This is a genomic window from Bowmanella sp. JS7-9, from assembly GCF_004329715.1.
In the GTDB taxonomy this organism is placed as follows: domain Bacteria; phylum Pseudomonadota; class Gammaproteobacteria; order Enterobacterales; family Alteromonadaceae; genus Pseudobowmanella; species Pseudobowmanella zhangzhouensis.
In genome coordinates this window covers 79341-104090 of the sequence record NZ_JXSY01000005.1, presented here as the reverse complement: position 1 = coordinate 104090, position 24750 = coordinate 79341, and the positions used below count along the sequence as shown (strand labels likewise).

Sequence of the window (24750 nt, the reverse complement as noted above, 5' to 3'; positions counted from 1 at the left end):
AAAAAGCCCGGCTTAGTTACCGGGCTTTTTTGTATGTATAAACGGACAGAAACGCTGTTCGAACTCATCCGCTGGCATGTTATTGAGCAAGTCAATATTACGCTGGGGAATACTGTCGGTATCCGGGTACTGGTCGATTACTCTGGTAAGTTCGGCTTCACGTAACAGATGTAATATGGGGTAGGGAGCGCGGTTGGTGAAGTTTTCTCTGTCCTGCGCCAATGTGCCGGCAAACTGATAGGCCGGATGAAATGAGGCAATCTGATAAATACCTTCATAGCCTTTATCGGCCAGCCAGTCTTCGCATTCGGCAACCAGATCCAAATAATCGATAAAATCGTCAAAGCCATTTTCCAGTACCAGCAAGGTCGTTTCGGTCGCGATGTTGGTATTCAGATGCCCAATCTCACTGGCCAGCACAGACATGATTGCCTCGGTGTCGTCGCTGGGGCATAGCGCGATCCGAATCTTATCCTGACGGCGCGGACGGGCGGCGAAGGGACATAAATTCAGGTCAATAACGATCTCGTCCAGCCAGCGCTGAACGAGATCGAGTGTTTGCTGTGACAATGACTTACCCTTTTATTGGCAGTTCTGTGGTGTATTTGACTTGCTTGAGGGCAAACGTAGAGCTGATATGGTCGACGCTCGGCAGATGGGTGAGTTTGCTCTTTAACAGCAGTTCATATTCTTCAATGCTTTCGACCACTACTTTGAGCAGGTAATCGCGATCACCGCTGGTGGTGTGACATTCGACAATTTCATCGATGTCCTGTACTGCTGCTTCAAAGCGGTTTAATGAGGTCTCGTCATGATTTTTCAGCGACACGTAAATAAATACGCTGACACCTAAATTGAGCTTTTTGTTATTGAGTAACGTGACTTTGCGCTGTATAAAGCCGTCCTTTTCCAGGCGTTTCACGCGTCGCCAGCATGGTGTATGAGATAACCCTACGTGGTTACTCAGTTCAGCCATAGAAACAGTTGCGTCTTGTTGCAGGGTGCGCAGTATTTGTTTGTCGAATTTATCCAGTTTCATAGGTAAGGCAAAAATTTTTACAGGAAAGTAAGGATGCTTAAAATTTTTGTTTTTTTCAATTGGAATTATTAGGACGAATATCAGGTTAAGGCCCGATTGTTGGAATATTTTATTTCCAGTGTTCAATTCCCATCGCTACAAACTGCAACACCTATCCTCGTATAGTTGCGCTACCATATGCGCCTTTACACCCTATTAACAACTACCTTGGTACGTTATGTCATTATTCGAACATCCAGCTTTTGATAACCATGAACACATTGCATTTCGCTTCGATGAAAAGACCGGTCTGAAAGCCATTATTGCCGTGCACAACACCAACCTGGGACCGACGCTCGGTGGATGCCGGATGTGGCCTTATGCCAGCAGTGCAGAGGCCTTAAACGACGTATTACGTTTATCCCGTGGAATGACCTACAAGTCAGCTCTGGCAAACTTGCCACAAGGTGGGGGTAAGTCAGTAATTATTGGTGATCCACGCACAGATATTACGCCGGCATTGATGCACGCAATGGGCGACTTTGTTCAGTCTTTAGGGGGTAAGTATGTGACCGCCGAAGATTCCGGTATTTCTCCGCAAAGTCTTAAGTTAATGGCACAACGTTGTGATTACGTTGCCGGTACACAGGCAAAGTACAGCTATCACGGTGGCGAGGCTGATGGTAATCCTTCACCGGCGACTGCATATGGCACCTTCGTGGGCATTCAGGCTTCGGTTAAACAGCGTCTGGGCCGTAGCGTAGATGGGTTAACTGTCGCGATTCAGGGCCTTGGTCATGTGGGCTATCGCCTGGCCGAATTGCTGCACGCAGCGGGCGCGAATCTTATCGTCACAGATATCTTCCCGGATAATCTGGAAAAAGCGGAAAAACTATTAGGCGCTACCCTAGTGAAACCGGAAGCGATTTACGCGGTGAAGGCAGATGTGTTTGCACCATGTGCATTTGGTGCTGTTATAAATGATGACACCATTGAGCAATTTAATTTTAGTGTGATTGCCGGCGCTGCAAACAACCAGTTAGCCCATGAAAGTCACGGTGAAATTCTGCGTCAGCGCGACATTCTGTATGCACCTGATTACGTTATTAATGCTGGTGGTGTTATTGATATTTATCATCAGAATATCGACAGCAGCAACGCTGCGCTGCGTACGCACATCGAACAAATCGGTGAAACATTAACGGAAATCTTTATGCGTTCTCAGCAGCAGGGTGATGCGACCAATATCGTCGCAAACCTGATGGCGGAAGAACGTTTCAGCGCAAAGTAACTTGCATCGATGGGGCGGAACACGCATAATGCGCGCCGCCTCAATCAGGCGTATCAATGGTGGCCTTTTGGTCCTCTCGCAATGATACTCTGTGAACTCGGTCAGGCCCGGAAGGGAGCAGCCGCAGCAGACGACTCATGTGCCGGGATGTGGCTGGAAGGCCGCCACCCAAACCTCAGTTATTCCCTGTCTTTTTTTTGCTCATCTAAAAACTTTATCGCTTTGTCGATGGCGTTATTGACGTTCATTTGCATCTGCAGCTTTTCGTTCGGGGCCAGATAGAAGGCCATGTCGACCTCATAACGAATGTAGCGAGGTGGTACCTGATTCAATGCCAGGCAACATAAATCAGCCAGATAATCCTGCGATTTCTCTTTATCCAGACCAAGTTGGGTGATCCGCTCAATCACCAGATGCTCATAGTAATTGTGGATGTCGTCATCTAACTTCATGTGTGTCAATTCCCCGTAACAAACTGCAATGTACAAATCCTACTGTTTTGGTATAGAGCAGGATAGGTCAAATGTTAAGATGCAGTAAAAATTTTCCGAGAAAAAACAATGCAAAAGAATAAAGAGCCAGTTTATTACGGTGATTACCTTGGCCTCGACAAGTTGCTGGGCGCGCAATCGTTGCACAGTAGCCGCTATGGTGAGCCAGCCCATGATGAAATGCTGTTCATTATTGTGCATCAGGCATATGAGTTGTGGTTCAAGCAAATTCTGCATGAAATGCATTCCGTCATTGAGACCTTCTCGGCAGAAAAGGTTGAAGATCAGCAACTCCCGCAAGTCGTGCACAGACTGAAACGCGTGGTGGCGATTCAAAAGCTGCTGAATGATCAGATTGCAATCATGGAGACCATGACACCGCAGGATTTTCTGTCATTCCGCGATTATTTGGTACCTGCCTCCGGCTTTCAAAGTATTCAGTTTAAGATGCTGGAAATCAGCCTCGGGTTGAAAAGAGCATTTCGAATCGACTTCGATCAACAGAGTTTCCTGACCCGATTAAATGATGAAGATCGTGCTTTCCTGACTCGCTTAGAGGGCAAGCCCAGCTTGTTCGAATTAGTGGATAAATGGTTGGCGCGTATGCCATTTTTGGATCTCGGCGAATTTAAGTTTTGGCAGCATTACCGTAATGCAACTGAAGACATGCTTCTTGCTGATGCAGAGACAATCAAAGCAAACGATACGCTTAGCGAAGAACAGATTAGTCGTGAGTTAGCGGAGCTAGATAAGGTACGTGAACATTTCTCGGCACTGTTTGACAGCGATAAATATACCCAGTTACAGGAGCGTGGTGATTTCCGTCTGTCACATCAGGCGATGCTGGCTGCTCTGTTTATTGAGCAATATCGCGAAGAACCCATGTTTAATTTGGCGCACCAGTTTATTACCTGCCTCACCGAGATAGATGAAAACATGACGATTTGGCGCTTTCGCCACGCGATGATGGTCCAGCGCATGCTAGGTAGCAAGATTGGTACGGGTGGCTCATCAGGGCATGAATATTTAAAACGTACGACCGAAGCCAACCGCGTCTTTACCGACTTTTTTAATATGGCCACGTTCCTGTTGCCAAAAGGGAGTTTGCCGCAATTGCCCGACTCTGTCAGAAGCAAGTTGCGATTTCAGTGCGTTTAGCTGGTTGCTCGATTAGTAAACTAATGATTACGAAATAAAAATCAAAATTGATAAAAAAGTCGTGAAAAACTCGACGCAGATCAGCTAAAGGCCTGTTGACCCTCCGTTTTAACTGTGTTTAAAATCGATTCGAGGTTAAAGCCTTATCTAACAAAAAAGCTGTTCATTCAGTTATTAACACGAATCACTAAAAAAATATTAGTGGTCCAGGGAGAAAAATATGTCCACATTCAAGAAAAGCGTTACGGCTTTTGCCGTTGCTGCTGCGCTTGGCGTAGCTGCACCTGCATTCGCAGGTAACGATGACGGTTCTTTGAAAGGGTTAATCGTTGACTCTAAAGAAATGGCTGTTGCTGGTGCAACAATCACCGTTAAAGATAAGAAGACTGGCTTCCAGCGCTCAGTAGTTGCAGACGCTGACGGTTCTTATCGTTTCCTGAACCTGCCAGTTGGTAGCTATGAAGTTACCGTATCTAAAGCAGGTTATGAGACTCAGGTTCTGCCAGATATCAATGTTCGCATTGGTGGCTCTTCAATCAACATCCCAATGAACGCTGAAGGTGTTGAAAAAATCGAAGTAACTGGCCGTATGATCAGCATGATCGACACCACTTCTTCTGAAGCTGCACTGAACATCGGTGCGGTAGAGCTGGCTCGTCTGCCAATTGCGCGTGACGCAACCTCTGTTGCTCTGTTAGCTCCTGGTACTACTAAAGGTGATAGCCGCTTCGGTAACCTGGCGTCATTCGGTGGTGCATCGGTTGCAGAAAACGCTTACTTCGTAAACGGTCTGAACGTTTCTAACTTCCGTAACGGTCTGGGTGGTTCTACTATCCCATTCGAATTCTACAAAGAATTCCAGGTTAAAACTGGTGGTTACTCTGCAGAATTTGGTCGTTCAACCGGTGGTGTAATCAACGCTGTTACTAAGAGCGGTAGCAACGATTGGGAATACGGTGCAAACCTGTATTACACGCCTGATGCATTGCGAGAGTACAACGGCAACGTTTTACGTCGTAACGGTGAATACCTGATCTTCAACGATGAAGACAAGTACTCTAAACTGGACGCAAACATCTACTTGTCAGGTCCAATCATCGAAGATACGTTGTTCTTCTATGTATTGTATAACCCACGCGATATCACTAACGAGTACGTGTCAGGCACATCTACGTTCTACAAAGACAGCACTGATGACGCATTCTGGGGTGGTAAAATTGACTGGCAAATCACTGATGACCACAAGCTGGAATTCACTGGTTTCTCTGACAAACGCACTACTACCAGCCAAACATACGCATACGACATCGACACTGGTGCAAAAGATTACCAGGGTGATTCACTGTCTAAGCGTGGTGGTAAAAACTTAAGCTTGAAATATACCGGCTACATCACAGACGATTTCGTATTGTCTGCATTGTGGGGTAAAAACGAAGCTGACCTGACTGACCAAAGCCCGTTCGATGAAACTTGCCCGCTGATTATCCGTTGGGATCCAGCTCGTGCAAACCTGGGCTGCTGGACTAACTCTGTTCCAGAAGCAGGAAAAGATACCCGTGAAGCGTTCCGTATTGACGGTGAATACGCGCTGGGTGACCACCAGTTACGTTTCGGTTTCGATAGCGAAACCAACACGTCAGTTGCTGGCTCATTCTATTCTGGCCACGTTTACTATGGCTACTACATCTATGATGCAGGCGACAGCATTGACGCTATCGGCTGGGAATCAGACACTGACGGTACTGACGTAGCACGTGTGCGTGTATACGAGTCAGGCGGTGAGTTCGAGACTCTGTCTAACGCTCTGTATATCGAAGATACCTGGACTATCAGCGACACCCTGACTGCAACCTTAGGTTTGCGTTCAGAGTCTTTCGAGAACAAAAACGCCCAGGGCGAAACGTTCATCAAAGTTGATAACCAAATCGCACCACGTTTAGGCTTGTCTTGGGATGTTAACGGCGACGGCGACTCTAAAGTATTCGTAAACTACGGTCGTTATCACCTGCCTATCGCAGCAAACACTAACATCCGTATGGCGGGTGCTGAACTGTTCACTGCTGACTGGTATATCCTTGAAGGTCTGAACGCTGATGATACTCCACAGTTGGGTGAATACCTGGGTGGCGTACAGTACAGTGATGGTACGGTTCCAGATGTACGTGAAGTACTGGATACCAGCATCAAGCCAATGTATCAGGACGAGTTCATCTTAGGTTATCAAACCATGCTGAACGACGACTGGTCTCTGAGCGTGAAGTTCACTCACCGTGACCTGAAGTCTGTTATCGACGATATCACTATCGACAAAGCCATTCGTAAGAATGGTTGGGACGACCACGGCCACAACGTATACGTGCTGACTAACCCTAACACTGACATCACTACTTACTACGACACAGACAGCGATGGCGTGTTAGAGCAAGTGACTATCTCAGCTGCTGACCTGGGCTACCCAGATCCGAAGCGTAAGTGGTTGTCTTGGGACTTCATGTTAGAGAAGCAGTGGGATGACCTGTGGTCTGCCAGCATCACCTATACATGGGCACACAGCTACGGTAATGCTGAAGGTTACGTCAAATCAGATAACGGTCAGGACGACGCTGGTCTGACAACTGACTGGGACTTCCCATACCTGATGGACGGTGCTAACGGTAACCTGCCAAACGACCGTCGCCATACTATCAAAGCATACGGTTCATACGCTCTGACTGAGAACCTGTTATTAGGTGCCAACCTGTTGATTCAATCAGGTCGTCCACTTAACGGCTTCGGTGAAGGTCTGCCAGAAGGTTACGGCGATGGCTTCGACGAGTATGCTTATGGCCAAACATACTATGTTGGCGATGCATTCCTGCCTCGTGGTAGCTTCGGTCGTACACCTTGGACTACTCAGTTAGACCTGAGCCTGCAATACCGTACTACTTTCGGTGATGCAGACGTAACGTTACAAGCTGACGTGTTCAACGTGTTTGATGCTCAAAACGCAGTTCGTTTCGACGAAGATGCTGAGTCAGGCGGCGCGAACGAAGACTTCATGTTGCCAGTTGGCTTCCAGACTCCACGTCAGGTTATGTTTAGCGCGAACATTCGCTTCTAATCATCTTGCGTGAATAAACAAACCCCGCTTCGGCGGGGTTTTTTTTTGGTCATTTGGAAGACAGCTGATATAAGTGTTTCGGTTAAACACTGATTTACGTTCGATTCACATATCTTTTTACAAATTAACCGTAGCCACCATTTTTTGGTGCGCATATAGTGTTGCTTTGGTATTTGTATTCATCTACGTTGGATGAGTATGCTGATTAGGTAAATAACCTAAGTTCAAGGAGCGTAACGATGAGAAATATTTTTAAATTGCTTACCGCAAGCCTAGTTGTATTGAGTTCCAGTGCTTATGCGGCAACCGTCAATGTTGAATGGCGCGATATGGATAGTTTTACCGATATCGTGGAAGGTAATACCCAATCCCGTAAAAACTTTCGCCAGCGTATCCAGGATGAGTTAACGCAGGCCTTTCAGGAACAAATCGCTAAATCCAGTGATAGCCTGATTATTAATATTACCGTAATTGATGTAGATTTGGCCGGTGAAGTATCGCAAGGTTTAGCGGTAAAAATCAGACAAGTCCGCGATCAGGATTTCCCACGACTGAAGTTCATTCTGGAAATCAAAGACAGCGATGGCCAAACCTTACATGCCTCAGTGCAAAACATTAAGGAAAAGGCCGCGAAGCACGGTGCGTTTCGCATGAAAGGCTCTCAGACAGATTTTTATCTTGAGAAGCAATTAATTGAAAAGTGGTCTGAGGAAATGCTTCTTCCGAGCTTAGTAGAGCTGGGAAAACTTAAATCTTCCTAAGAATTGAAAAAAAAGGTGGCACATGCCACCTTTTTTATTGATGAATAACTCGGTATTTGAGGTTTTCATCCCACCAATTTGGGTTGATTTGTATTAATAACAAGTTCATTTGTTTGTCGGTTGGTTGCTATTTAATCAGACCTCTGGGTCTGGCCCATTAAATTGGATGCTAAATGCCCAAACCTTTAGGCAAAGCGGGGTGTGTCTTGACAAATTTGTGTACCCCATGAGAACATCCCGAAGTCGTATGCGTCAATTTTTTAACTGATGCTACACTCCTATAACAATTCGTTAAGTCAAGCCCCTCATCGCTTTGGTATAGAGCCGTAAGATGAGGATTCACAACAAATTAATGGTTGGGAACTATGTCCAAAGTAAGCAAGAGAAATATCATTTCTGCTTCTATCGCCGGTATTATGGCGTTGGGATGCAGCCAGATGGTTTCTGCAGATCCTTTGAATGAAATTCAAAAAGAAGAAGACAAAATTCGTGTCGCTGCAGTGAAATCTCAGAAGAAAATCGATGGCATTTTTGAGCAAACTCAGGAATTGCTGGTTGAATATCGTTCTGTGATTGACGAAACCGAAAACCTGAAGGTTTATAACGATCACGTAGCGACTCTGGTTCGCTCTCAGCAGGAAGAGATCGACTCTCTGCAACGTCAAATTGACTCAATCGAAGAAACCAAACGTGGTGTGGTTCCTTTGATGTATCGAATGATCGACGCATTAGAGCAGTTCATCGAACTGGACGTACCGATCAATTACGAGAAACGTAAAGCGCGTATTGAAACATTACGTGACCTGATGACTCGTGCGAACGTATCTGTATCTGAGCAGTTCCGTAAGGTACTGGAAGCGTACAAAATCGAAAATGAATACGGTGACGGTATCCAGGCTTACACTGGTACGCTGGCATACAACGGCCAGGACATCACTGTAGATTTCTTCCGCTTAGGCCGCACTGTATTCTTGGCTCAGTCACTGGACCAAAAGTCAGGCTGGATGTGGAACAATCAAGCTCGTACTTGGGAAGTGCTGGATGAGGAATACCTCAGCTCATTGACCAAAGCGATCAAAATGGCTCGTAAACTTGAGCCAGTTGATCTGATTAAGTTACCAGTAAGAGCCGCGGAGTAATCAGAATGAAATTCGTATTCAAATCTGTTTTGCTGTCTGCCGCTTTAGCAGTAACAGCAGTTCAAGCACAAACTACTACTTCTCTTGACCAACTGTTAGAGCAAGTAAAGAAAAACCGCGTAAGCGAAGCGCGTATTAACTCGCAGCGTGAAGCAGAGTTCCAGTCTGCACAAGCTGACAAGCAAGCATTACTGCGCAAAGCTCAGGCTGAATTAAAAGCCGAGCAACAACGTGGTGACCGTTTAGCAGCACAATACGCGCAAAATGAACAAACCTTGGCTGACAAGTCTCAGGAGCTGAAAGATGCAACTGGTACGTTAGGTGAAATGTTCGGTGTGGTTCGTTCTGCTGCCGGTGATGCGTATGGTCGTATCGCAACGTCAGTTGTAAGCGCACAATATCCAGGTCGTACTGACGTAGTGGAAAAAATGTCGAACGAGTCAAAAGGCTTACCTAACCTGTCTGAGTTAGAAGAGCTGTGGTTCGCATTACAAACTGAAATGACTGAGTCTGGCAAAGTCACTAAGTTTGACGCTGATGTTGTTAATCTTGAAGGCGGTGTATCACGTAAGAGCGTGGTACGTGTTGGTACCTTCAACCTGGTAGCTGACAACGGTTACCTGACTTACAACAAAGACACTAAGCAAATCGAGCCACTGGGTCGTCAGCCGTCTGACTTCCAGGCAGCTTCTGCAATGGATTTAAATTCTGCTAATGCTGGTGAAGTGGTTGCCTTCTATGCTGACCCATCTCAGGGCCAAATCCTGAACCTGTTCAAGCAGAAAGCAACTATGATGGAGCGTTATGAAGCCGGTGGTTACGTAGGTTACGTGATTACTGTGATTCTTGCCCTGGGCTTGCTGATCTTCATCGTTAAGGTAATCACCTTACTGGGTCTGAAAGGCAAAATCGCTGCACAGAAGAAAAACACAGCTAATCCATCCAGCAATAACCCTCTTGGTCGTATCTTAACCGTATATCAAGAGAACAAGAATGCGGATGTTGAGAATCTGGAGTTGAAACTGGACGAAGCGATTCTGAAAGAGCTGCCAAGCATTGAGTCAGGCATTAACCTGATTAAGATCTTCGCTGCTATCGCACCGTTGCTGGGTCTGTTAGGTACCGTTATCGGTATGATTCTGACGTTCCAACAGATTACTCTGTTCGGTACAGGCGATCCTAAGTTGATGGCAGGTAGTATCTCAATGGCACTGGTAACTACAGCGCAAGGTATTATTGCCGCATTACCGCTGATTCTGGCTCACGCTATTGTCGCTGGTATTGCTAAATCTGTAGTTCACATTCTTGATGAGCAAACTGCGGGCATCATCGCTGCCCACGCAGAGGCGGAGAAAGCTTAATATGTTATTCCTGATAGAACTTTGGGAATCTGTCAGGGATTTTATCGCGACCGGCGGTGATGTTCTTTATATCGTTGCTGCCGCGCTCTTCGTCATGTGGGTTTTGATGATTGAGCGGTATTGGTTTTTGGTATCGGGTTACCCGGTAATCTTCAAAAAGATGGTTACTGACTGGGACGCCCGTACAGATACTAATTCCTGGTACGCGCATAGAATCCGTGAAGCATGGATTTCGCAAGCATCAGACAAACTTAGTGAGAGAATGCTGTTAATTAAGACCCTGGTAGCTATGTGTCCATTAATCGGACTTTTAGGTACGGTAACCGGTATGATCAGTGTATTTGAGGTCATGGCGGTAACAGGGACCGGTAACCCTCGTTTGATGGCGGGTGGTATTTCCATGGCGACAATTCCGACCATGGCCGGCATGGTAGCAGCATTATCTGGTGTGTTTTTCAGTTCTCGACTAGAAGCAAAAGTTAAAATGCTGAAAGAAGAACTGATTGATAGCATGCCTCATCATTAAAGAGAGAAATTTATGGCTCGTAAACATCGTGCAGAAGAAGAAGATGCAGCGATCGACATGACACCGATGCTCGACATCGTGTTCATCATGCTGATCTTCTTTATCGTAACTACCTCTTTCGTAAAAGAGGCTGGTATCGAAGTGAACAAACCTAAAGCGCAAAACAAATCTGAGCAGAAGAAGGCCAATATCTTCATCGCTATCAACTCAAACGGTGAAGTTTGGATTGATAAGCGTATGGTTGACGTTGATCTGGTGTCTGCTGAAGTTGAGCGTTTGTTAGCCGAGCAACCATCTGAGGTTGTATTCATCCAGGCTGATGAAGAAGCGAAACATGGCATCGTTATGGAAGTCATGGATCAAGTTAAAGAAGCAGGGATTGATCGAATCTCGGTAGCAGCGAAAGAGTAAGTAATATGGTTCGAGTGTTAATCGCAATACTACTTGGTGCAGCAGTAACTTTCGGTCTGTTCGTGGTGATGGCAGCGTTGATCGCTAACACTTCACGTCCGGATGAAGATAAAACTGCGGCGCCAGTAATTGATATAGTGATGACAGAACCAGACAGTGCTACACAAACACGTACTCGTACGCCACCACCACCGCCTCCACCACCACAGCAGCCGCCAAAGCTGCCACCGGTGGAGCCGGACACATCAAACAACAGCAGCACAGTATCTGTTAGCCTGCCAAGTTTGGATGTGGGTGGTGCATCGGTTGATATCGGTGCCCCTGGGCAAATGATGCGTGATGGTGAAGCAACGCCAATTGTTCGTATTGAACCTAAATATCCAGCACAAGCTGCTCGTGATGGCTTAGAAGGATGGGTAAAAATGTCCTTCACTATCGACGAGTTAGGTGCTGTACAGGATATTGAAGTGGTCGATGCAGAACCTAAGCGTGTGTTTGACCGTGAAGCACGTCGCGCTCTGAGTCGCTGGAAATATAAACCTAAAGTTGTTGATGGTAAGCCTGTTCCTCAACCAGGCATCATGGTGCAACTGGACTTTAAACTGGAGGGGAATAACTAATGGTTATGTCAAAGTTAACCCTTAATCGCCTATTGGTGACTGGCGTTGCAATGGTGGGGATGCTGTCTTCAGCATCTTCATTGGCGCAGGCCGGTGGCGCGCCAATCGTGTGTCCCGGTTATAAAGCCAGCCCAACCAAAGTGCCAGGTCAACGTGTCGGTAAAAAAGTTGGTGAAGCGTATGAACTGTATTCAGCAGATCAAACAAACGAAGCACTGGCTATTTTGCTCGATATTGACACAGATGGTTTCGACCAGGCGTATGTCGATAAATTCATTGGTGGCCTTTATGCTTCTACGGATACTGCGAAAGCACTGAAGTACATGAAGCGGGCAGTTGACGCCAAAGAGTTGAACGATGGTGAGCAAGCAAACGCTATGCGCACGCTTGCAGACCTTTACATGATGGAAAAGGAATGGGGCAATGCGGTTAATGCATATAAAGCCCTGTTGACTTACACATGTAAAGAAGATCCAGATGTTTATCTGAGACTTGGTCAGGCGTATTACTCAGACGGTAAGTTAGCACAGATAATAGAACCGGCTGATAAAGCTATCAACGCTTACAAGCAAGCAGGCAAGCCCAACAAAAACGCGTATCAATTGAAAATTGCCTCGTATTATGAGCGCAAGATGTACAAAGAAACCGTTGAAGTTGGTGAAGAGTTAGTGCGAATCTTTCCTGATAACCCTCAGTTTTGGGTTCAACTAGGACAGTTCTACTTTCTCGTAGAAGACTATAAAAAAGCACTCGCTATTTTTGATGTCTCCTATGGCGCAGGCTTCTTGGACAAGCCAAACAATATCAAAATACTTGCTCAACTGTATGCGACTAACGAAATGCCTTATAAAGCGGCAACCGTATTAGAGAAGCATATTAAGTCAGGCATGCTAAAGGCGGACGCTGCGTTACTGTCCTCTGTAGGTAATAGTTATCTGCAGGCGAGAGAATACAAGAAAGCGGCTGAATATTTTGGTAAAGCCGCAGATATGGAAACTAACTACGATTATTATCGTCGTCAGGGAACATTACTTTTGGCTGCTGAGGACTATAAAGGTGCATTGTCGGCACTTGAAAAGGCTCTTCAGGGCGGTGAAAAGATTGGTTCTATCCATATGGCAATGATGGAAGCGTACTTCTATCAAGGTAAGTTTAAAGATGCTTACGAACACGTAAATCTGGCAATGAAAGACAAAGACGTTGCCCGTAGTGCAAGAAGCTGGAAACCTTACATTGAAGAAAAAGCGAAGAATCGCAAAATCAAGCTCTAAAATAAAAAGCCCCTCAAGGGGCTTTTTTTATACCTCTAAAAAGTTATTTTATATATCGACTGAAATTTTTTGTTGTTGGTTTTGGTCTGCTACCTTAACCGGGCATTTGCCTGTTTTTTAAAAGGACTCTACTTATGCAATATACAAAGAAAACACAGATATCAAAGGCGTTGGGGGCTGTGGTAATCGGCTCATTTACGGCGGCGAGTTTTGGTGTCAATGCCATGGCATTTTCTGCAGAGAAACTGGATAGCGGATATATGCAAATCGCACAAGAAGCGAAGTGTGGTGGCGATAAGGCAAATAAAGAAGGCAAATGCGGTGAAGATAAAGCCAAAGCCATGAAAGAAGGTAAATGTGGCGAAGGCAAATGCGGTGAAGATAAAGCCAAAGCCATGAAAGAAGGTAAATGTGGCGAAGGCAAATGCGGTGAAGATAAAGCCAAAGCCATGAAAGAAGGTAAATGTGGCGAAGGCAAATGCGGTGAAGATAAAGCCAAAGCCATGAAAGAAGGTAAATGTGGCGAAGGCAAATGCGGTGAAGATAAAGCCAAAGCCATGAAAGAAGGTAAATGTGGCGAAGGCAAATGCGGTGAAGATAAAGCCAAAGCCATGAAAGAAGGTAAATGTGGCGAAGGCAAATGCGGTGAAGATAAAGCCAAAGCCATGAAAGAAGGTAAATGTGGCGAAGGCAAATGCGGTGAAGATAAAGCCAAAGCCATGAAAGAAGGTAAATGTGGCGAAGGCAAATGCGGTGAAGATAAAGCCAAAGCCATGAAAGAAGGTAAGTGTGGCGAAGGCAAATGCGGTGAAGATAAAGCCAAAGCCATGAAAGAAGGTAAGTGTGGTGAAGGTAAATGCGGCGAAGATAAAGCCAAAGCCATGAAGGAAGGTAAATGTGGCGAAGGCAAGTGTGGCGGTGATAAAGCCAAAGCCATGAAAGAAGGTAAATGTGGTGGCGATAAAGCCAAGAAAGAAGGTAAGTGCGGCTCTACGCAGTAATCTTGAATATGCCGGTGGTCTCACCGGCTGTTCCCAAAGGTCATTAATGAAATCAAATGGTGTAGGCCTGGGCTTACGACGCTCAATGCTGGCAGAGATCGAAAGCTGGCCGGGGCAAGTCCCTGTGGATTTTTGGGAAATAGCCCCCGAAAATTGGATGGAGTTGGGTGGACGATATGCCAAGGTGTTTAAAAAACTAACCGATGCCTATCGGTTTACCTCTCACGGATTATCTCTGTCGATTGGCAGTGTTGACCCGTTAGATGTGGATTTCGTTAAAGACCTGAACGTATTTCTTACCCAACATAACATCGACATTTATAGCGAACATCTTAGTTACTGTTCTATGAATGGTCATTTATATGACCTTATGCCGATTCCCTTCACTACGGAGGCAGTGAAACATGTATCTGATCGAATACAGCAGGTGCAGGAAATTACTCAGCGGCCTTTGATTCTGGAAAACGTCTCTTACTATGCTGCTCCAGGGCAAGAGATGACGGAATTAGACTTTATCTGTGAGGTTATTGGCCAGTCGGGTTGTCAGTTAATGTTAGATGTTAACAATGTTTATGTTAATGCCATCAATCATGGTTACGATGCTAAAGCCTTTATTCAGGGGCTACCCTCACAATCAATTGTTTACGGGCATATAGCCGGGCATTTTGATGAGGCTGATGATTTACTGGTCGATACGCATGGTGCCGATGTGAAACCTCAGGTATGGGACTTATTGCGATTTGCATACCAAACCCATGGCGTCTTTCCCACGACACTGGAACGTGATTTTAATATTCCGCCACTGGTTGATTTGCTTAAAGAAGTTGAGGCTATCAGATCAATTCAGGCTGAATTTAAATCTGTACTGGACGTTGTCAATGGCTGAACTATTCAAACTGCAAAGAGAGTTTAGTCAGCGAATTCGCACGCCGGAACAGTACCCGCAAGATACATGGGTCGAACCCCGTCGCATGAAAATCTATCAGGAGCTTTTTTATAACAATATTAAAAGCTTTCTGGATAACGGCTTTCCTGTACTAAGCCAATGTCTTGGCGAAGGCAAATGGAGTGCTCTGGTGCGAGATTTTATTCGAGAGCATCATTGTGAGAGTCCGCATTTTATTCATATTGCCGGCGAATTTGTCACCTATTTGGCTGAAAGCCACGACGGTAACGAATTGCCAGAATATGCTACCGAACTGGCCCATTATGAATGGCAGGAACTGGAAATTAGTGTGCGTAAAGGCGAAGCGCACATTGAGTTAGGTACTTTGCAGCTAAGTGACTCAGTTTGGTTGTCGCCATTGGCTAATTTGCTGCAATACACCTATCCGGTTCATGTGATTTCGCCAGAAAATCAGGCTGATATTCAACCTCAACAAACACAAATTCTGATATTTCGTGATGAAAGTGATGAGGTTCAGTTTGTGGTAGTAAGTCCTTTAAGCATGCTACTTTTGCACCTTATTCACCAGTCCCCAGGTATCCAGTTATCTCAGCTGATTGAACAAGTGCAAGGCTATGTTGATTCGGATGCCATAGCTGATCGCGCTTTATTTGAACAACAATGCATCGAGGCGGTACAGGGCTTCTTTACGCAGACAGTGATACAACGAATTCGACCGCAATAATCTGTTAATTTTTACGACTTTCCGCTACCATTTGTCGCCTGTTAATCGGAGAGTAAGTAGTATGGCTGATCCAAATTTCAAAGATCCATTCAATGTAAAGTACCTGTTAGCTGCCCTGGTAGCATTAGTGCTGATGGCACTGGCTCCAACGCTCGCAGGTTGGGACGTATTCTTTTTCCATTAAGATTAAATAAGGATTTTTATTTTGACGCCAGAGCAGATTAAGTCATCGATCCGAACCATTCCGGATTATCCAAAACCGGGCATTATGTTTCGTGATATGACGTCACTTATGGCACATCCGCAGGCGTTTCAGGCCACCATTGACCAAATCGTTGCCCATTATAAAGGGATAAAGTTCGATAAGGTTGTCGGTACTGAAGCGCGCGGGTTTATTTTCGGCGCGCCACTAGCGCTGGCGCTGGGTGTTGGCTTTATTCCGGTGCGTAAGCCACATAAATTGCCAGGCGCGGTCATTAGCCGCAGCTATCAGCTGGAATACGGTGAAGATAGTCTGGAGATCCACAAAGACGCCGTTTCTCACGGTGAAAACGTTCTGCTGGTCGACGATTTGTTAGCCACTGGTGGCACCATTGCTGCAACAGCTGAATTGGTACGTGAATTGGGTGGCCATGTTGAGCACGCAGCATTTGTTGTATCGTTACCAGAATTAGGTGGTGAATCGGTACTGGAAAAAGCGGGGTTAACGCCGTTCGCATTGTGCCAGTTCTAGGGAGAGAATTACCGTGAGTTATCAGGTACTGGCGCGTAAATGGCGTCCGCAGAATTTCGCGCAGTTGGTAGGGCAGGAACATGTCGTTGCCGCTATTACCAACGCGCTGGAAAACAATCGACTGCACCACGCTTATTTATTCACAGGTACCCGCGGGGTGGGGAAGACCACCATCGCACGGATTTTCTCGAAAAGCCTGAACTGTGAGACAGGTATGACGGCCACGCCTTGTGGTCAATGCGCTACCTGTCAGGATATCGATCAAGGCAGCTTTATCGACCTGTTGGAAATTGATGCGGCGTCCAGAACAAAAGTGGAAGATACCCGCGATATTCTGGATAACGTGCAATACAAACCAACACGAGGCCGCTACAAGGTTTACCTCATCGACGAAGTACACATGCTGTCTAAGCACAGCTTCAATGCTTTGTTAAAAACGCTGGAAGAGCCACCGCCACACGTTAAATTCTTATTGGCTACGACCGATCCACAAAAGCTACCGGTAACCATTTTATCCCGCTGCCTGCAGTTTAATCTTAAAGCCATGTCCCGCGAGCAAATCGTCGGTCAGCTTGGCCACGTGCTTCAACAGGAACAGCTGCTGTTTGAACCCGATGCGTTAGCGCAATTAGCCAGAGCCGCAAATGGCAGCATGCGCGATGCGCTCAGCCTGACGGATCAAGCCATCGCGCAGGGAAATGGTCATGTATCACTGCAAGTTGTGACCGACATGCTGGGCCTGATGGACAAAAATCAGGTGCTTAAGTTGCTCAGTGCCGTGTTGCAACAGGATGCCAATGAGGTCTTTGCGCAAATTGAGCAACTGGCCATGCAAGCTGCCGATTTCTCGCAGGTATTGGCTGAAATACAAAGCTTATTGCATCAGATTGCTCTGACTCAGGTTGTGCCGGATGCCTGCAAACTGGAAACCATCGCAGCGCGACAGATATACCAACTGGCTAAAACCATCAGTGCTGAACATATCCAACTGCTTTATCAAATTGCCCTGCAGGGACGTAAAGATATACCGTTCGCATTAGATCCCCGTAGTGGTTTTGAAATGGCGATTCTGCGCATGCTGGCGTTTGCGCCGGGTAAGTTGCGTATGACACCGGCGCAGTTAACCGCGTCATATCAAAGTGCGGCAGCGGTAGAGGATGATTTAGCACAACAGCAGGCGCATATCCTCGAGCAAGCAGAGCAAATGCGCGAAGAACCGCTTGGTGATGATTTACAGCCCGAGGTGCTAACTGCACAAGCGACGCCAGAGGATGTCGCAGAGATTGAATCTGAATCGTCTGCAGACATGCAAAATGAATCAATATCGGGTCTTGGCGAAACTAATCAGCAGCAAGAACAAATTCGTGCAACGTCACACTCTGAAAATAATGATGATTCACAGGTATCTGCCAGTCCGGCCGCCAATACCAACGCCTTGTTGCAGTTGCGTCAGGCACTGAAACAACAGGCGGAACAGGATAATAGCGTAGTAAAAAAGCCCCACGCGGATGATCTCACCACATCGTTAAGCCAGTCTATGTCACAGTTGATGCAACAGCGTGCCGCTTCGCAATCGACTGAGTCTGAGGTTATTGAGACATCCGCAGTCACCACCGCGCAGCCAATTGATAATGAGCCGCCGCCCTGGGACGACGCGACGATTCCGGATGATAATCAGGACGTGGCGCCAATGGCTGACTTCGAATTCGATGCCAACATGCAGGATGAACCTGCACAAGCGGTAAGGGCGCCGTCACAACCAGAGCAGCAAGGACAGGAGGATGCTCAGGTAGAAGCCGATATGTTGGGCGTGGTCGTGGATATCGAAATACCTGCAAGTATAAACGGTCACAAGGTTGTCCATGCGGCGCAAATTGATACCTGGAGCCGCATTGTTAAAGAATCCGGTGTGATGGGGCTTAGCAAGCAATTAGCCATACATTCGTCCATGCGCCGCGTGCCAGATGGCTGTGAACTCGTCTTGTTGCAATCGCAGCAGCATTTGATTAATCCCAATACACAAGGCCAGTTACAGCAGGCACTGAGCCAGCTATGGCAAAAGCCGGTGACGGTAAATATTCAATTAGGTGAGCCGAAAAATACACCGTTTGCGATCCAACAGGCGGTGAATAAAATGCGCCACCAGGAAGCAATTAAAACCATTCAACAGGATGCTGGCGTGCAGTTACTGCAGCAAACTTTTGCGGCGGAAGTCGACACGCAGAGCATCCGTGCAGTAAATGAATAAGATAAACAAGCGAGGCAAATATGTTTAAAGGTGGAATGGGCAATATCATGAAGCAAGCGCAGCAAATGCAGGAGCGCATGCAACGAGCCCAGCAAGAATTGGCTGATCTGGAAGTCGTTGGGCAGTCTGGCGCGGGTCTGGTTAAAGTTACCATGACCTGTAACCACAATGTGCGTCGCGTAGAGATCGACGAGTCCTTAATGGAAGACGAAAAAGACATGCTGGAAGATTTAATAGCTGCCGCGATTAACGACGCCGCGCAGCGCGTCGAGCAAACCAGCAAAGAAAAAATGTCCAGCATTACCGGTGGCATGGGTTTGCCACCTGGCTTCAAAATGCCTTTCTGATCTCTCTGAGGGCCGGCTGATGCCGGCTACATTGCATGAAGTTTAGTCCGCTAATTAATGAATTAATCACCAGTCTTAAATGCCTGCCCGGTGTTGGCCAGAAAAGTGCCCAGCGTATGGCGTTTCAGCTTTTGGAGCGTAATCGCAATGGCGCGATGCAGCTGAGTGTGGCATTGCACAATGCCATGCAACATGTTCAGCATTGCCAGCAATGTCGTACGTTCACCGAGCAGAATTTGTGTGATATCTGCGCCGATGGTTTGCGTGGCGAAAGTGCACAAATCTGTGTGGTTGAGTCGCCTCAGGATGTAATGGCGATTGAGCAAACCGCAGAATTTAAAGGCCGCTATTTTGTGCTGATGGGGCATTTGTCGCCGATCGACGGGATTGGCCCTGCGGATATTGGCTTAGACCTGTTGGCACAGCAACTCAGTGAGCTGCAAATCGAAGAAGTGATTCTGGCCACTAACCCAACGGTGGAAGGTGAGGCAACTGCTCATTACATCGCGCAGCTGTGCAAGCAGCACAATGTCAATGCCAGTCGTATTGCCCATGGGGTGCCATTTGGTGGCGAGCTTGAATATATCGACGGTAACACCTTAACCCACGCATTTGCCGGTAGAAAATCTCTCTAATCTTCAAACGGTGCTTGAAAAGTACCGTTTCATCCCTATCTAGCATGTCATTGAAACAGGTTATCCGGTCAGGGTAACCGCCTAATCGTTGATGCAATTTGGGGAGACTATTGCTATGGCTGAAACAGCCCACAAAGAAACGCATGGCTTTCAGACAGAAGTTAAGCAACTACTTCAGTTAATGATTCATTCCTTGTACTCCAACAAGGAAATCTTTTTGCGCGAGCTGGTATCTAACGCGGCGGATGCGGCAGATAAGTTACGTTTCCGCGCGTTGTCCGATAACAGCCTGTATGAAAACGATGGTGAACTGCGAGTGCGCTTATCGGTAGATCAGGACAAAGGCACCCTGACCATTTCTGATAACGGCATCGGCATGACCCGTGAAGAAGTGATTGAGAACCTGGGTACTATCGCTAAATCCGGCACCAAGGAATTCTTCAGTAAATTATCCGGCGATCAGGCCAAGGACTCGCGTCTGATTGGTCAATTTGGTGTGGGGTTCTATTCGGCGTTTATCGTTGCCGATAAAGTCACCGTGCGTACCCGCGCTGCCGGCGTTGATGCCAGCAAAGCGGTACAGTGGGAGTCTGCTGGCGAGGGGGATTTCACCATCGCGGATATTGAAAAGGCAGATCGCGGTACTGAGATTACCCTGCACCTGCGTGAAGACGAGAAAGAGTATCTGGACGATTGGCGATTACGTCGCATCGTGTCCAAGTATTCAGACCACATTAGTATTCCGGTTGAGATGTTTAAAGCCGAAGTGCCGGAGCAAGACGGCGCGGATGGTGAAAAGATCCCAGGCGAGCCAGCCAAGTGGGAAGTGGTAAACAAAGCGACCGCGTTGTGGACCCGTGAAAAATCTGAGGTCAGCGACGAGGAATACAAAGAGTTTTATAAACATATCTCCCATGACTTTGGTGATCCGCTGAGTTGGGCGCACAACCGGGTGGAAGGTAAAACGGAATATACCAGTTTGTTGTATATCCCGGCCAAAGCACCATTTGATATGTGGAACCGTGACCAGAAACATGGCCTGAAATTGTATGTGCAGCGCGTGTTTATCATGGATGACGCCGAGCAGTTTATGCCGACTTATCTGCGCTTTGTTAAAGGCCTGCTGGACTCCAATGATTTACCGCTAAACGTGTCACGGGAAATCCTGCAGGACAACAAAATTACGCAGGCGATGCGTCAGGGCTGTACCAAGCGTGTATTAAGCATGCTGGAGAAAATGGCCAAGAACGAGCCAGATAATTATCAAACCTTCTGGAAAGAGTTCGGTAATGTGCTCAAAGAAGGCCCGGCTGAAGATTTTGCCAACCGTGAGAAGATCGCTGGCTTGCTACGTTTTGCATCAACGCAGGATAACTCCGCCGCGCAGACCGTGTCGCTGGATGACTATCTGGCGCGTATGAAAGAAGGGCAAGATAAGATTTATTACGTGGTGGCAGATAGCTTCGAAGCGGCGCAATCCAGCCCGCATCTGGAGATCTTCCGCAAAAAAGGCATTGAAGTGCTGCTGATGTCTGAGCGTATCGATGAATGGTTAATGTCTCATCTGACTGATTACAAAGAGAAGGCATTCCAGTCTGTTGCACGTGGTGCTCTGGATTTGGGTGACCTGGAAGATGAAGAAAGCAAGAAAGCCCACGAAGAAGCCGAGAAACAGGTTGAGGGCGTACTGGAGCGCGTGAAAACCTCGTTGGGCACCAAGGTTAAGGAAGTGAAGTTCACTCATCGTCTGACTGAGTCACCCGCCTGTGTGGTTGCTGATGACATGGGTATGAGTACCCAGATGATGAAACTGATGGCGGCGGCAGGCCAGAGCGTACCGGAAATTCAGTACACGCTGGAGCTAAATCCAGAGCATCAATTGGTGAAGATCCTGGCGGACATTCAGGATGAGCAACAATTTGGCCAGTGGAGTGAAGTGTTGCTGGAGCAAGCGCTACTGACTGAGCAAGGTGCGTTAAAAAATCCCAGTGCCTTTGTCACTAAACTAAACAAATTACTGTTAGATTTGGTCAAGTAAGCACAAGGTTATGCAAGCGGGCGAAAGCCCGCTTTTTTATATCTATGATTCGACCAATGTCTTAGATTTGATACGCACAAAAGCCCTGTTAATCCGGTATTTAAGGCCTAGACTGGCTTGTAACCTTTACGCTAAATGGGTAAAGTTCGGCTTTCTTAAATTCTTAATAATCTCACGCAAGAGGACACCGCATGCGCATTATTTTGCTCGGCGCCCCCGGTGCTGGAAAAGGCACACAGGCCCAGTTTTTAATGGGTAAATACGATATCCCGCAAATTTCTACCGGTGATATGTTACGGGCCGCAATTAAAGCTGGCACAGAAATGGGCCTGGCCGCGAAAAAAGTCATGGACGAGGGCAAACTAGTGTCGGATGACATTATTATTGGCCTGGTGAAAGAGCGCATCGCGCAACCTGACTGTAAAAACGGTTTCCTCCTCGATGGTTTCCCGCGCACTATCCCTCAGGCGGATGCCATGGTCGAGAATGGCGTTGAGATTGACCATGTAATTGAATTTGATGTACCAGATGACGTAATTGTTGGTCGTATGGCTGGTCGTCGTGTTCACCCGTCATCTGGCCGTGTATACCACATCGTATACAATCCACCGAAAGTGGAAGGTAAGGATGATATCACCGGCGAAGATTTAGTGATCCGCCCGGATGATGAAGAAGCTACGGTGCGTAAGCGTCTGGGGGTTTATCACGAGCAAACTGAGCCACTGGTAGCCTATTACAAAGCACAGGCTGAAAATGGTCAGTGCCAGTTCCATCGTCTCGATGGTACCGCGCAGGTAAGCGATGTGAGTAAAACCCTGGCGGCATTGCTGGGTTAATCAAACATAGCGAAAAAGCCCACTTCGGTGGGCTTTTTTAATGGAAGAAAGATGAGTTCAGGATACAAAATCGTTGGAGCAGGCACCGGAACCCCTGTGGTTTGTTTACACAGTTCCATGAGTAGTCATCGTCAGTTTTCGTTATTTGCGATGAGCATGGCGGATGAACGAAAGCTCATAATGATTGATCTATATGGGTACGGCAGTGCACCGTCTGCGCCCGGGGAACGCCCTCATTCGTTACAGCTTGAGGTTGAGCGGGTGTTGGGAATTTTGCGCTCGTTGGACGTGGTGCACTTTGATCTGGTGGGGCACTCCTTTGGTGGTGCATGCGCGCTGTTGTTAGCTGCACAGCACAGCGCGCGTGTAGGGAAACTGGCGCTGTACGAACCGGTCGCATTTCATTTACTGCCTGCCAGCCATCCTGTCCGTAACGAGGTTATTGCACTAGCCGGGCAAATGCATGGAGTCGATGCCGCGCAGGCTGCGGGCGTGTTCCTCGACTATTGGAATGGCACAGGCTTTTTTGCACAGCTGCCAGAAAAAATACGACAACAATTTACCGCCCAGGTTGCCAAGGTGGAGCTGGATTTTGAAGCATTGATAGGCTCCTCGCTGACCGCATCGGATCTGCGCACGTTTCATGTACCAACCTTGTTGCTGTGTGGCCGTCAATCACAGCCTTCCGCTCATGCCGTTGCCGAACAGATTAATGCGCATGCCCCAGCTGTGGAACTTCGATGGATTGATGCGGGCCATATGGCGCCGGTGACACATCCTGATCTGGTAAATCCGCACTGGCAGGCATTTCTGCAAAGCGAGCAATAAAAAAGCGGCCCACATAGGGCCGCTTACAATCTAACAGGGAGAAAAGAGCGCGAATTAGCCTTGGTTTTCGATCAGATTACCGCTGCCAATTTCAATTTTGCGTGGCTTTTTCGCCTCTGGAATCACACGCTCCAAGTCAATATGTAGCAGGCCGTTTTTCATGTCGGCGGCTAATACTTTGACGTGATCCCCAAGCTGAAACTTGCGTTCAAAACTGCGCTCGGAAATGCCTTTGTGCAGGAAGCGACGTTCTTCCCCTTGTTCTTCTTTGGTACCGCTGACACGCAAGGTGTTGTCCTGAACCTCAATCTCGATATTTTCAGGGGCAAAACCGGCGACAGCCATACTGATGCGATATTTGTCTTCCGCCAGAAGTTCGATGTTATACGGCGGATAAGCGGGTTGTTTTTCATTGCGACTAGCGTTGTCAATTAAAGACGCTAAGTGATCAAAACCAATGAAAGAACGGTAAAGTGGAGTTAAATCGATATTACGCATGTTCATATCCTCAATATTAAGCAATATGGTTAAATTGTGTGCCCCGCAATGCGGCGGCGAGATTTGCCGACCCTTCTGGCGTCGACAAAACTCTATGTATGGCTGGCAACATGCTTTTCAACAATTTCGATGTAAAAAAATAAAAATAATTTTTAACTAATTGAAATTATTAAATAAGTTTTTTGAACGCGCGTTCATTTCGAAGTGCTAGCTCGTCAGGTACTTTTGAAAATAACACGTTTTTCGCTTTACCCTGGATTAGGTCTCGGCGCACTAAACCAAAATAGCGTGAGTCTGCGCTGTTATTGCGGTTGTCGCCCAACATCAGGAATTCATCCTCACCTAAACGAACCGGCCCAAAGGCAGTATTGGGATTACCGTTATTGATCCACTGCAGAGCATGCTTGCCTGCCAAATCCTCATAAATATGGCCGTCCGTTTGGCTATAGGTGAGTGGCTGTCCGTTTATCGTGAGGCGGTTGTTGAGCATTGAAACAACATCTCCAGGTCCGGCAATCAGACGCTTGATTAAACGGGTACCCGTTTGTGGATGTTCAAACACCACAATATCACCTGCTTTGGGGTCGTCTAGCCGGGCGACGATGAGATTGGTGAAAGGCACTTTTACATCGTATGCCAGCTTGTCGACAAAAATGCGATCGCCTTCGACGATAGTCGGTTGCATCGACCCTGTTGGCACTTCATACCAATCCGCGATTGAACTGCGGCAGGCAAAAAGCCCGATAACTAATAGGGCTGTGGGCAGATATTCCCGGATTAGTTTCATCAATTTAGCTGGCATGTTTGT

General features: G+C 47.0%; 26 protein-coding genes and 1 other RNA gene. 22 read left to right on the top strand and 5 right to left on the bottom strand.

What is annotated here, in order from left to right; all coding sequences use genetic code 11:
- Positions 1–12: 12 nt before the first annotated feature.
- The gene (locus tag TK45_RS03065; protein ID WP_131257161.1) at positions 13–570 is read right to left on the bottom strand and encodes a DUF1415 domain-containing protein; all 558 of its coding nucleotides are present in this window, start codon (positions 568–570) and stop codon (positions 13–15) included.
- Positions 571–574: 4 nt separating this feature from the next.
- Positions 575–1039 carry an Lrp/AsnC family transcriptional regulator gene (locus TK45_RS03060; RefSeq protein WP_131257160.1) on the bottom strand — a complete coding sequence of 155 codons (465 nt, stop codon included), beginning with the start codon at positions 1037–1039 and terminating at the stop codon, positions 575–577.
- 217 nt (positions 1040–1256) lie between these two features.
- Between TK45_RS03060 and TK45_RS03055 the strand changes: the two genes are divergently transcribed.
- Positions 1257–2309 (top strand): Glu/Leu/Phe/Val dehydrogenase dimerization domain-containing protein, encoded by a 1053-nt coding sequence (locus tag TK45_RS03055; protein WP_131257159.1) that lies wholly within the window; start codon positions 1257–1259, stop codon positions 2307–2309.
- A 65-nt stretch (positions 2310–2374) separates the two neighbouring features.
- Positions 2375–2471: signal recognition particle sRNA small type (ffs, locus tag TK45_RS03050), an RNA gene on the top strand.
- A 17-nt stretch (positions 2472–2488) separates the two neighbouring features.
- Here ffs and TK45_RS03045 read toward each other — a convergent pair.
- Positions 2489–2761, bottom strand: coding sequence for a late competence development ComFB family protein (locus tag TK45_RS03045; RefSeq protein WP_131257158.1), 273 nt, complete (start codon positions 2759–2761; stop codon positions 2489–2491).
- A 108-nt stretch (positions 2762–2869) separates the two neighbouring features.
- Between TK45_RS03045 and TK45_RS03040 the strand changes: the two genes are divergently transcribed.
- The 20 genes from TK45_RS03040 to TK45_RS02950 all read left to right on the top strand — a co-directional run bounded on the left by TK45_RS03040 (position 2870) and on the right by TK45_RS02950 (position 23444).
- Positions 2870–3958 carry a tryptophan 2,3-dioxygenase family protein gene (locus tag TK45_RS03040; RefSeq protein ID WP_131257157.1) on the top strand — a complete coding sequence of 363 codons (1089 nt, stop codon included), beginning with the start codon at positions 2870–2872 and terminating at the stop codon, positions 3956–3958.
- A 220-nt stretch (positions 3959–4178) separates the two neighbouring features.
- Positions 4179–7058 carry a TonB-dependent receptor gene (locus TK45_RS03035; RefSeq protein WP_131257156.1) on the top strand — a complete coding sequence of 960 codons (2880 nt, stop codon included), beginning with the start codon at positions 4179–4181 and terminating at the stop codon, positions 7056–7058.
- A 239-nt stretch (positions 7059–7297) separates the two neighbouring features.
- Positions 7298–7819 (top strand): DUF3016 domain-containing protein, encoded by a 522-nt coding sequence (locus TK45_RS03030; RefSeq protein WP_131257155.1) that lies wholly within the window; start codon positions 7298–7300, stop codon positions 7817–7819.
- Positions 7820–8184: 365 nt separating this feature from the next.
- Positions 8185–8958 carry a DUF3450 domain-containing protein gene (locus tag TK45_RS03025; RefSeq protein WP_131257154.1) on the top strand — a complete coding sequence of 258 codons (774 nt, stop codon included), beginning with the start codon at positions 8185–8187 and terminating at the stop codon, positions 8956–8958.
- Positions 8959–8963: 5 nt separating this feature from the next.
- Complete coding sequence (locus TK45_RS03020; protein ID WP_131257153.1) at positions 8964–10319, top strand: MotA/TolQ/ExbB proton channel family protein; 1356 nt, start codon at positions 8964–8966, stop codon at positions 10317–10319.
- A 1-nt stretch (position 10320) separates the two neighbouring features.
- Positions 10321–10845 (top strand): MotA/TolQ/ExbB proton channel family protein, encoded by a 525-nt coding sequence (locus TK45_RS03015; RefSeq protein ID WP_131257152.1) that lies wholly within the window; start codon positions 10321–10323, stop codon positions 10843–10845.
- 12 nt (positions 10846–10857) lie between these two features.
- A complete protein-coding gene (locus tag TK45_RS03010) occupies positions 10858–11256 on the top strand; it encodes a biopolymer transporter ExbD (protein ID WP_131257151.1) in 399 nt (132 codons plus the stop codon).
- A gap of 5 nt (positions 11257–11261) precedes the next feature.
- Positions 11262–11876, top strand: coding sequence for an energy transducer TonB (locus tag TK45_RS03005; RefSeq protein ID WP_131257150.1), 615 nt, complete (start codon positions 11262–11264; stop codon positions 11874–11876).
- Positions 11877–11881: 5 nt separating this feature from the next.
- Positions 11882–13147, top strand: coding sequence for a lipopolysaccharide assembly protein LapB (locus TK45_RS03000; protein WP_131257149.1), 1266 nt, complete (start codon positions 11882–11884; stop codon positions 13145–13147).
- A 134-nt stretch (positions 13148–13281) separates the two neighbouring features.
- Complete coding sequence (locus tag TK45_RS16315; protein ID WP_254426532.1) at positions 13282–14148, top strand: hypothetical protein; 867 nt, start codon at positions 13282–13284, stop codon at positions 14146–14148.
- 46 nt (positions 14149–14194) lie between these two features.
- Entirely contained in the window at positions 14195–15034 is an 840-nt protein-coding gene (locus TK45_RS02990; RefSeq protein WP_131257402.1) for a DUF692 domain-containing protein, read from the top strand.
- Positions 15027–15779, top strand: a complete 753-nt coding sequence (locus TK45_RS02985; protein WP_165490682.1) for a DUF2063 domain-containing protein — start codon at positions 15027–15029, stop codon at positions 15777–15779. The genes TK45_RS02990 and TK45_RS02985 overlap by 8 nt, the downstream gene beginning before the upstream one ends.
- 61 nt (positions 15780–15840) lie before the next feature.
- Positions 15841–15963 carry a hypothetical protein gene (locus TK45_RS16390; RefSeq protein ID WP_256372525.1) on the top strand — a complete coding sequence of 41 codons (123 nt, stop codon included), beginning with the start codon at positions 15841–15843 and terminating at the stop codon, positions 15961–15963.
- Between the two features lie 21 nt (positions 15964–15984).
- A complete protein-coding gene (gene apt / locus TK45_RS02980; protein ID WP_131257147.1) occupies positions 15985–16512 on the top strand; it encodes an adenine phosphoribosyltransferase in 528 nt (175 codons plus the stop codon).
- A gap of 13 nt (positions 16513–16525) precedes the next feature.
- Positions 16526–18760 (top strand): DNA polymerase III subunit gamma/tau, encoded by a 2235-nt coding sequence (dnaX, locus tag TK45_RS02975; protein WP_131257146.1) that lies wholly within the window; start codon positions 16526–16528, stop codon positions 18758–18760.
- A 20-nt stretch (positions 18761–18780) separates the two neighbouring features.
- On the top strand, positions 18781–19107 hold the full coding sequence (locus TK45_RS02970; RefSeq protein ID WP_131257145.1) for a YbaB/EbfC family nucleoid-associated protein: 327 nt from the start codon (positions 18781–18783) through the stop codon (positions 19105–19107).
- Positions 19108–19142: 35 nt separating this feature from the next.
- Positions 19143–19742 carry a recombination mediator RecR gene (recR, locus tag TK45_RS02965; protein WP_131257144.1) on the top strand — a complete coding sequence of 200 codons (600 nt, stop codon included), beginning with the start codon at positions 19143–19145 and terminating at the stop codon, positions 19740–19742.
- Positions 19743–19857: 115 nt separating this feature from the next.
- Positions 19858–21780 (top strand): molecular chaperone HtpG, encoded by a 1923-nt coding sequence (gene htpG, locus TK45_RS02960; RefSeq protein WP_131257143.1) that lies wholly within the window; start codon positions 19858–19860, stop codon positions 21778–21780.
- A gap of 191 nt (positions 21781–21971) precedes the next feature.
- Positions 21972–22616: an adenylate kinase gene (gene adk, locus TK45_RS02955; protein WP_131257142.1), complete on the top strand. Its 645-nt coding sequence runs from the start codon at positions 21972–21974 to the stop codon at positions 22614–22616.
- A 51-nt stretch (positions 22617–22667) separates the two neighbouring features.
- A complete protein-coding gene (locus TK45_RS02950; RefSeq protein WP_131257141.1) occupies positions 22668–23444 on the top strand; it encodes an alpha/beta fold hydrolase in 777 nt (258 codons plus the stop codon).
- 54 nt (positions 23445–23498) lie between these two features.
- Here the strand turns inward: TK45_RS02950 and TK45_RS02945 are convergent, their stop codons facing one another.
- Entirely contained in the window at positions 23499–23942 is a 444-nt protein-coding gene (locus TK45_RS02945; protein ID WP_131257140.1) for an Hsp20 family protein, read from the bottom strand.
- A 169-nt stretch (positions 23943–24111) separates the two neighbouring features.
- Positions 24112–24744, bottom strand: a complete 633-nt coding sequence (gene lepB / locus TK45_RS02940; protein ID WP_217350802.1) for a signal peptidase I — start codon at positions 24742–24744, stop codon at positions 24112–24114.
- Between the last annotated feature and the right edge of the window lie 6 nt (positions 24745–24750).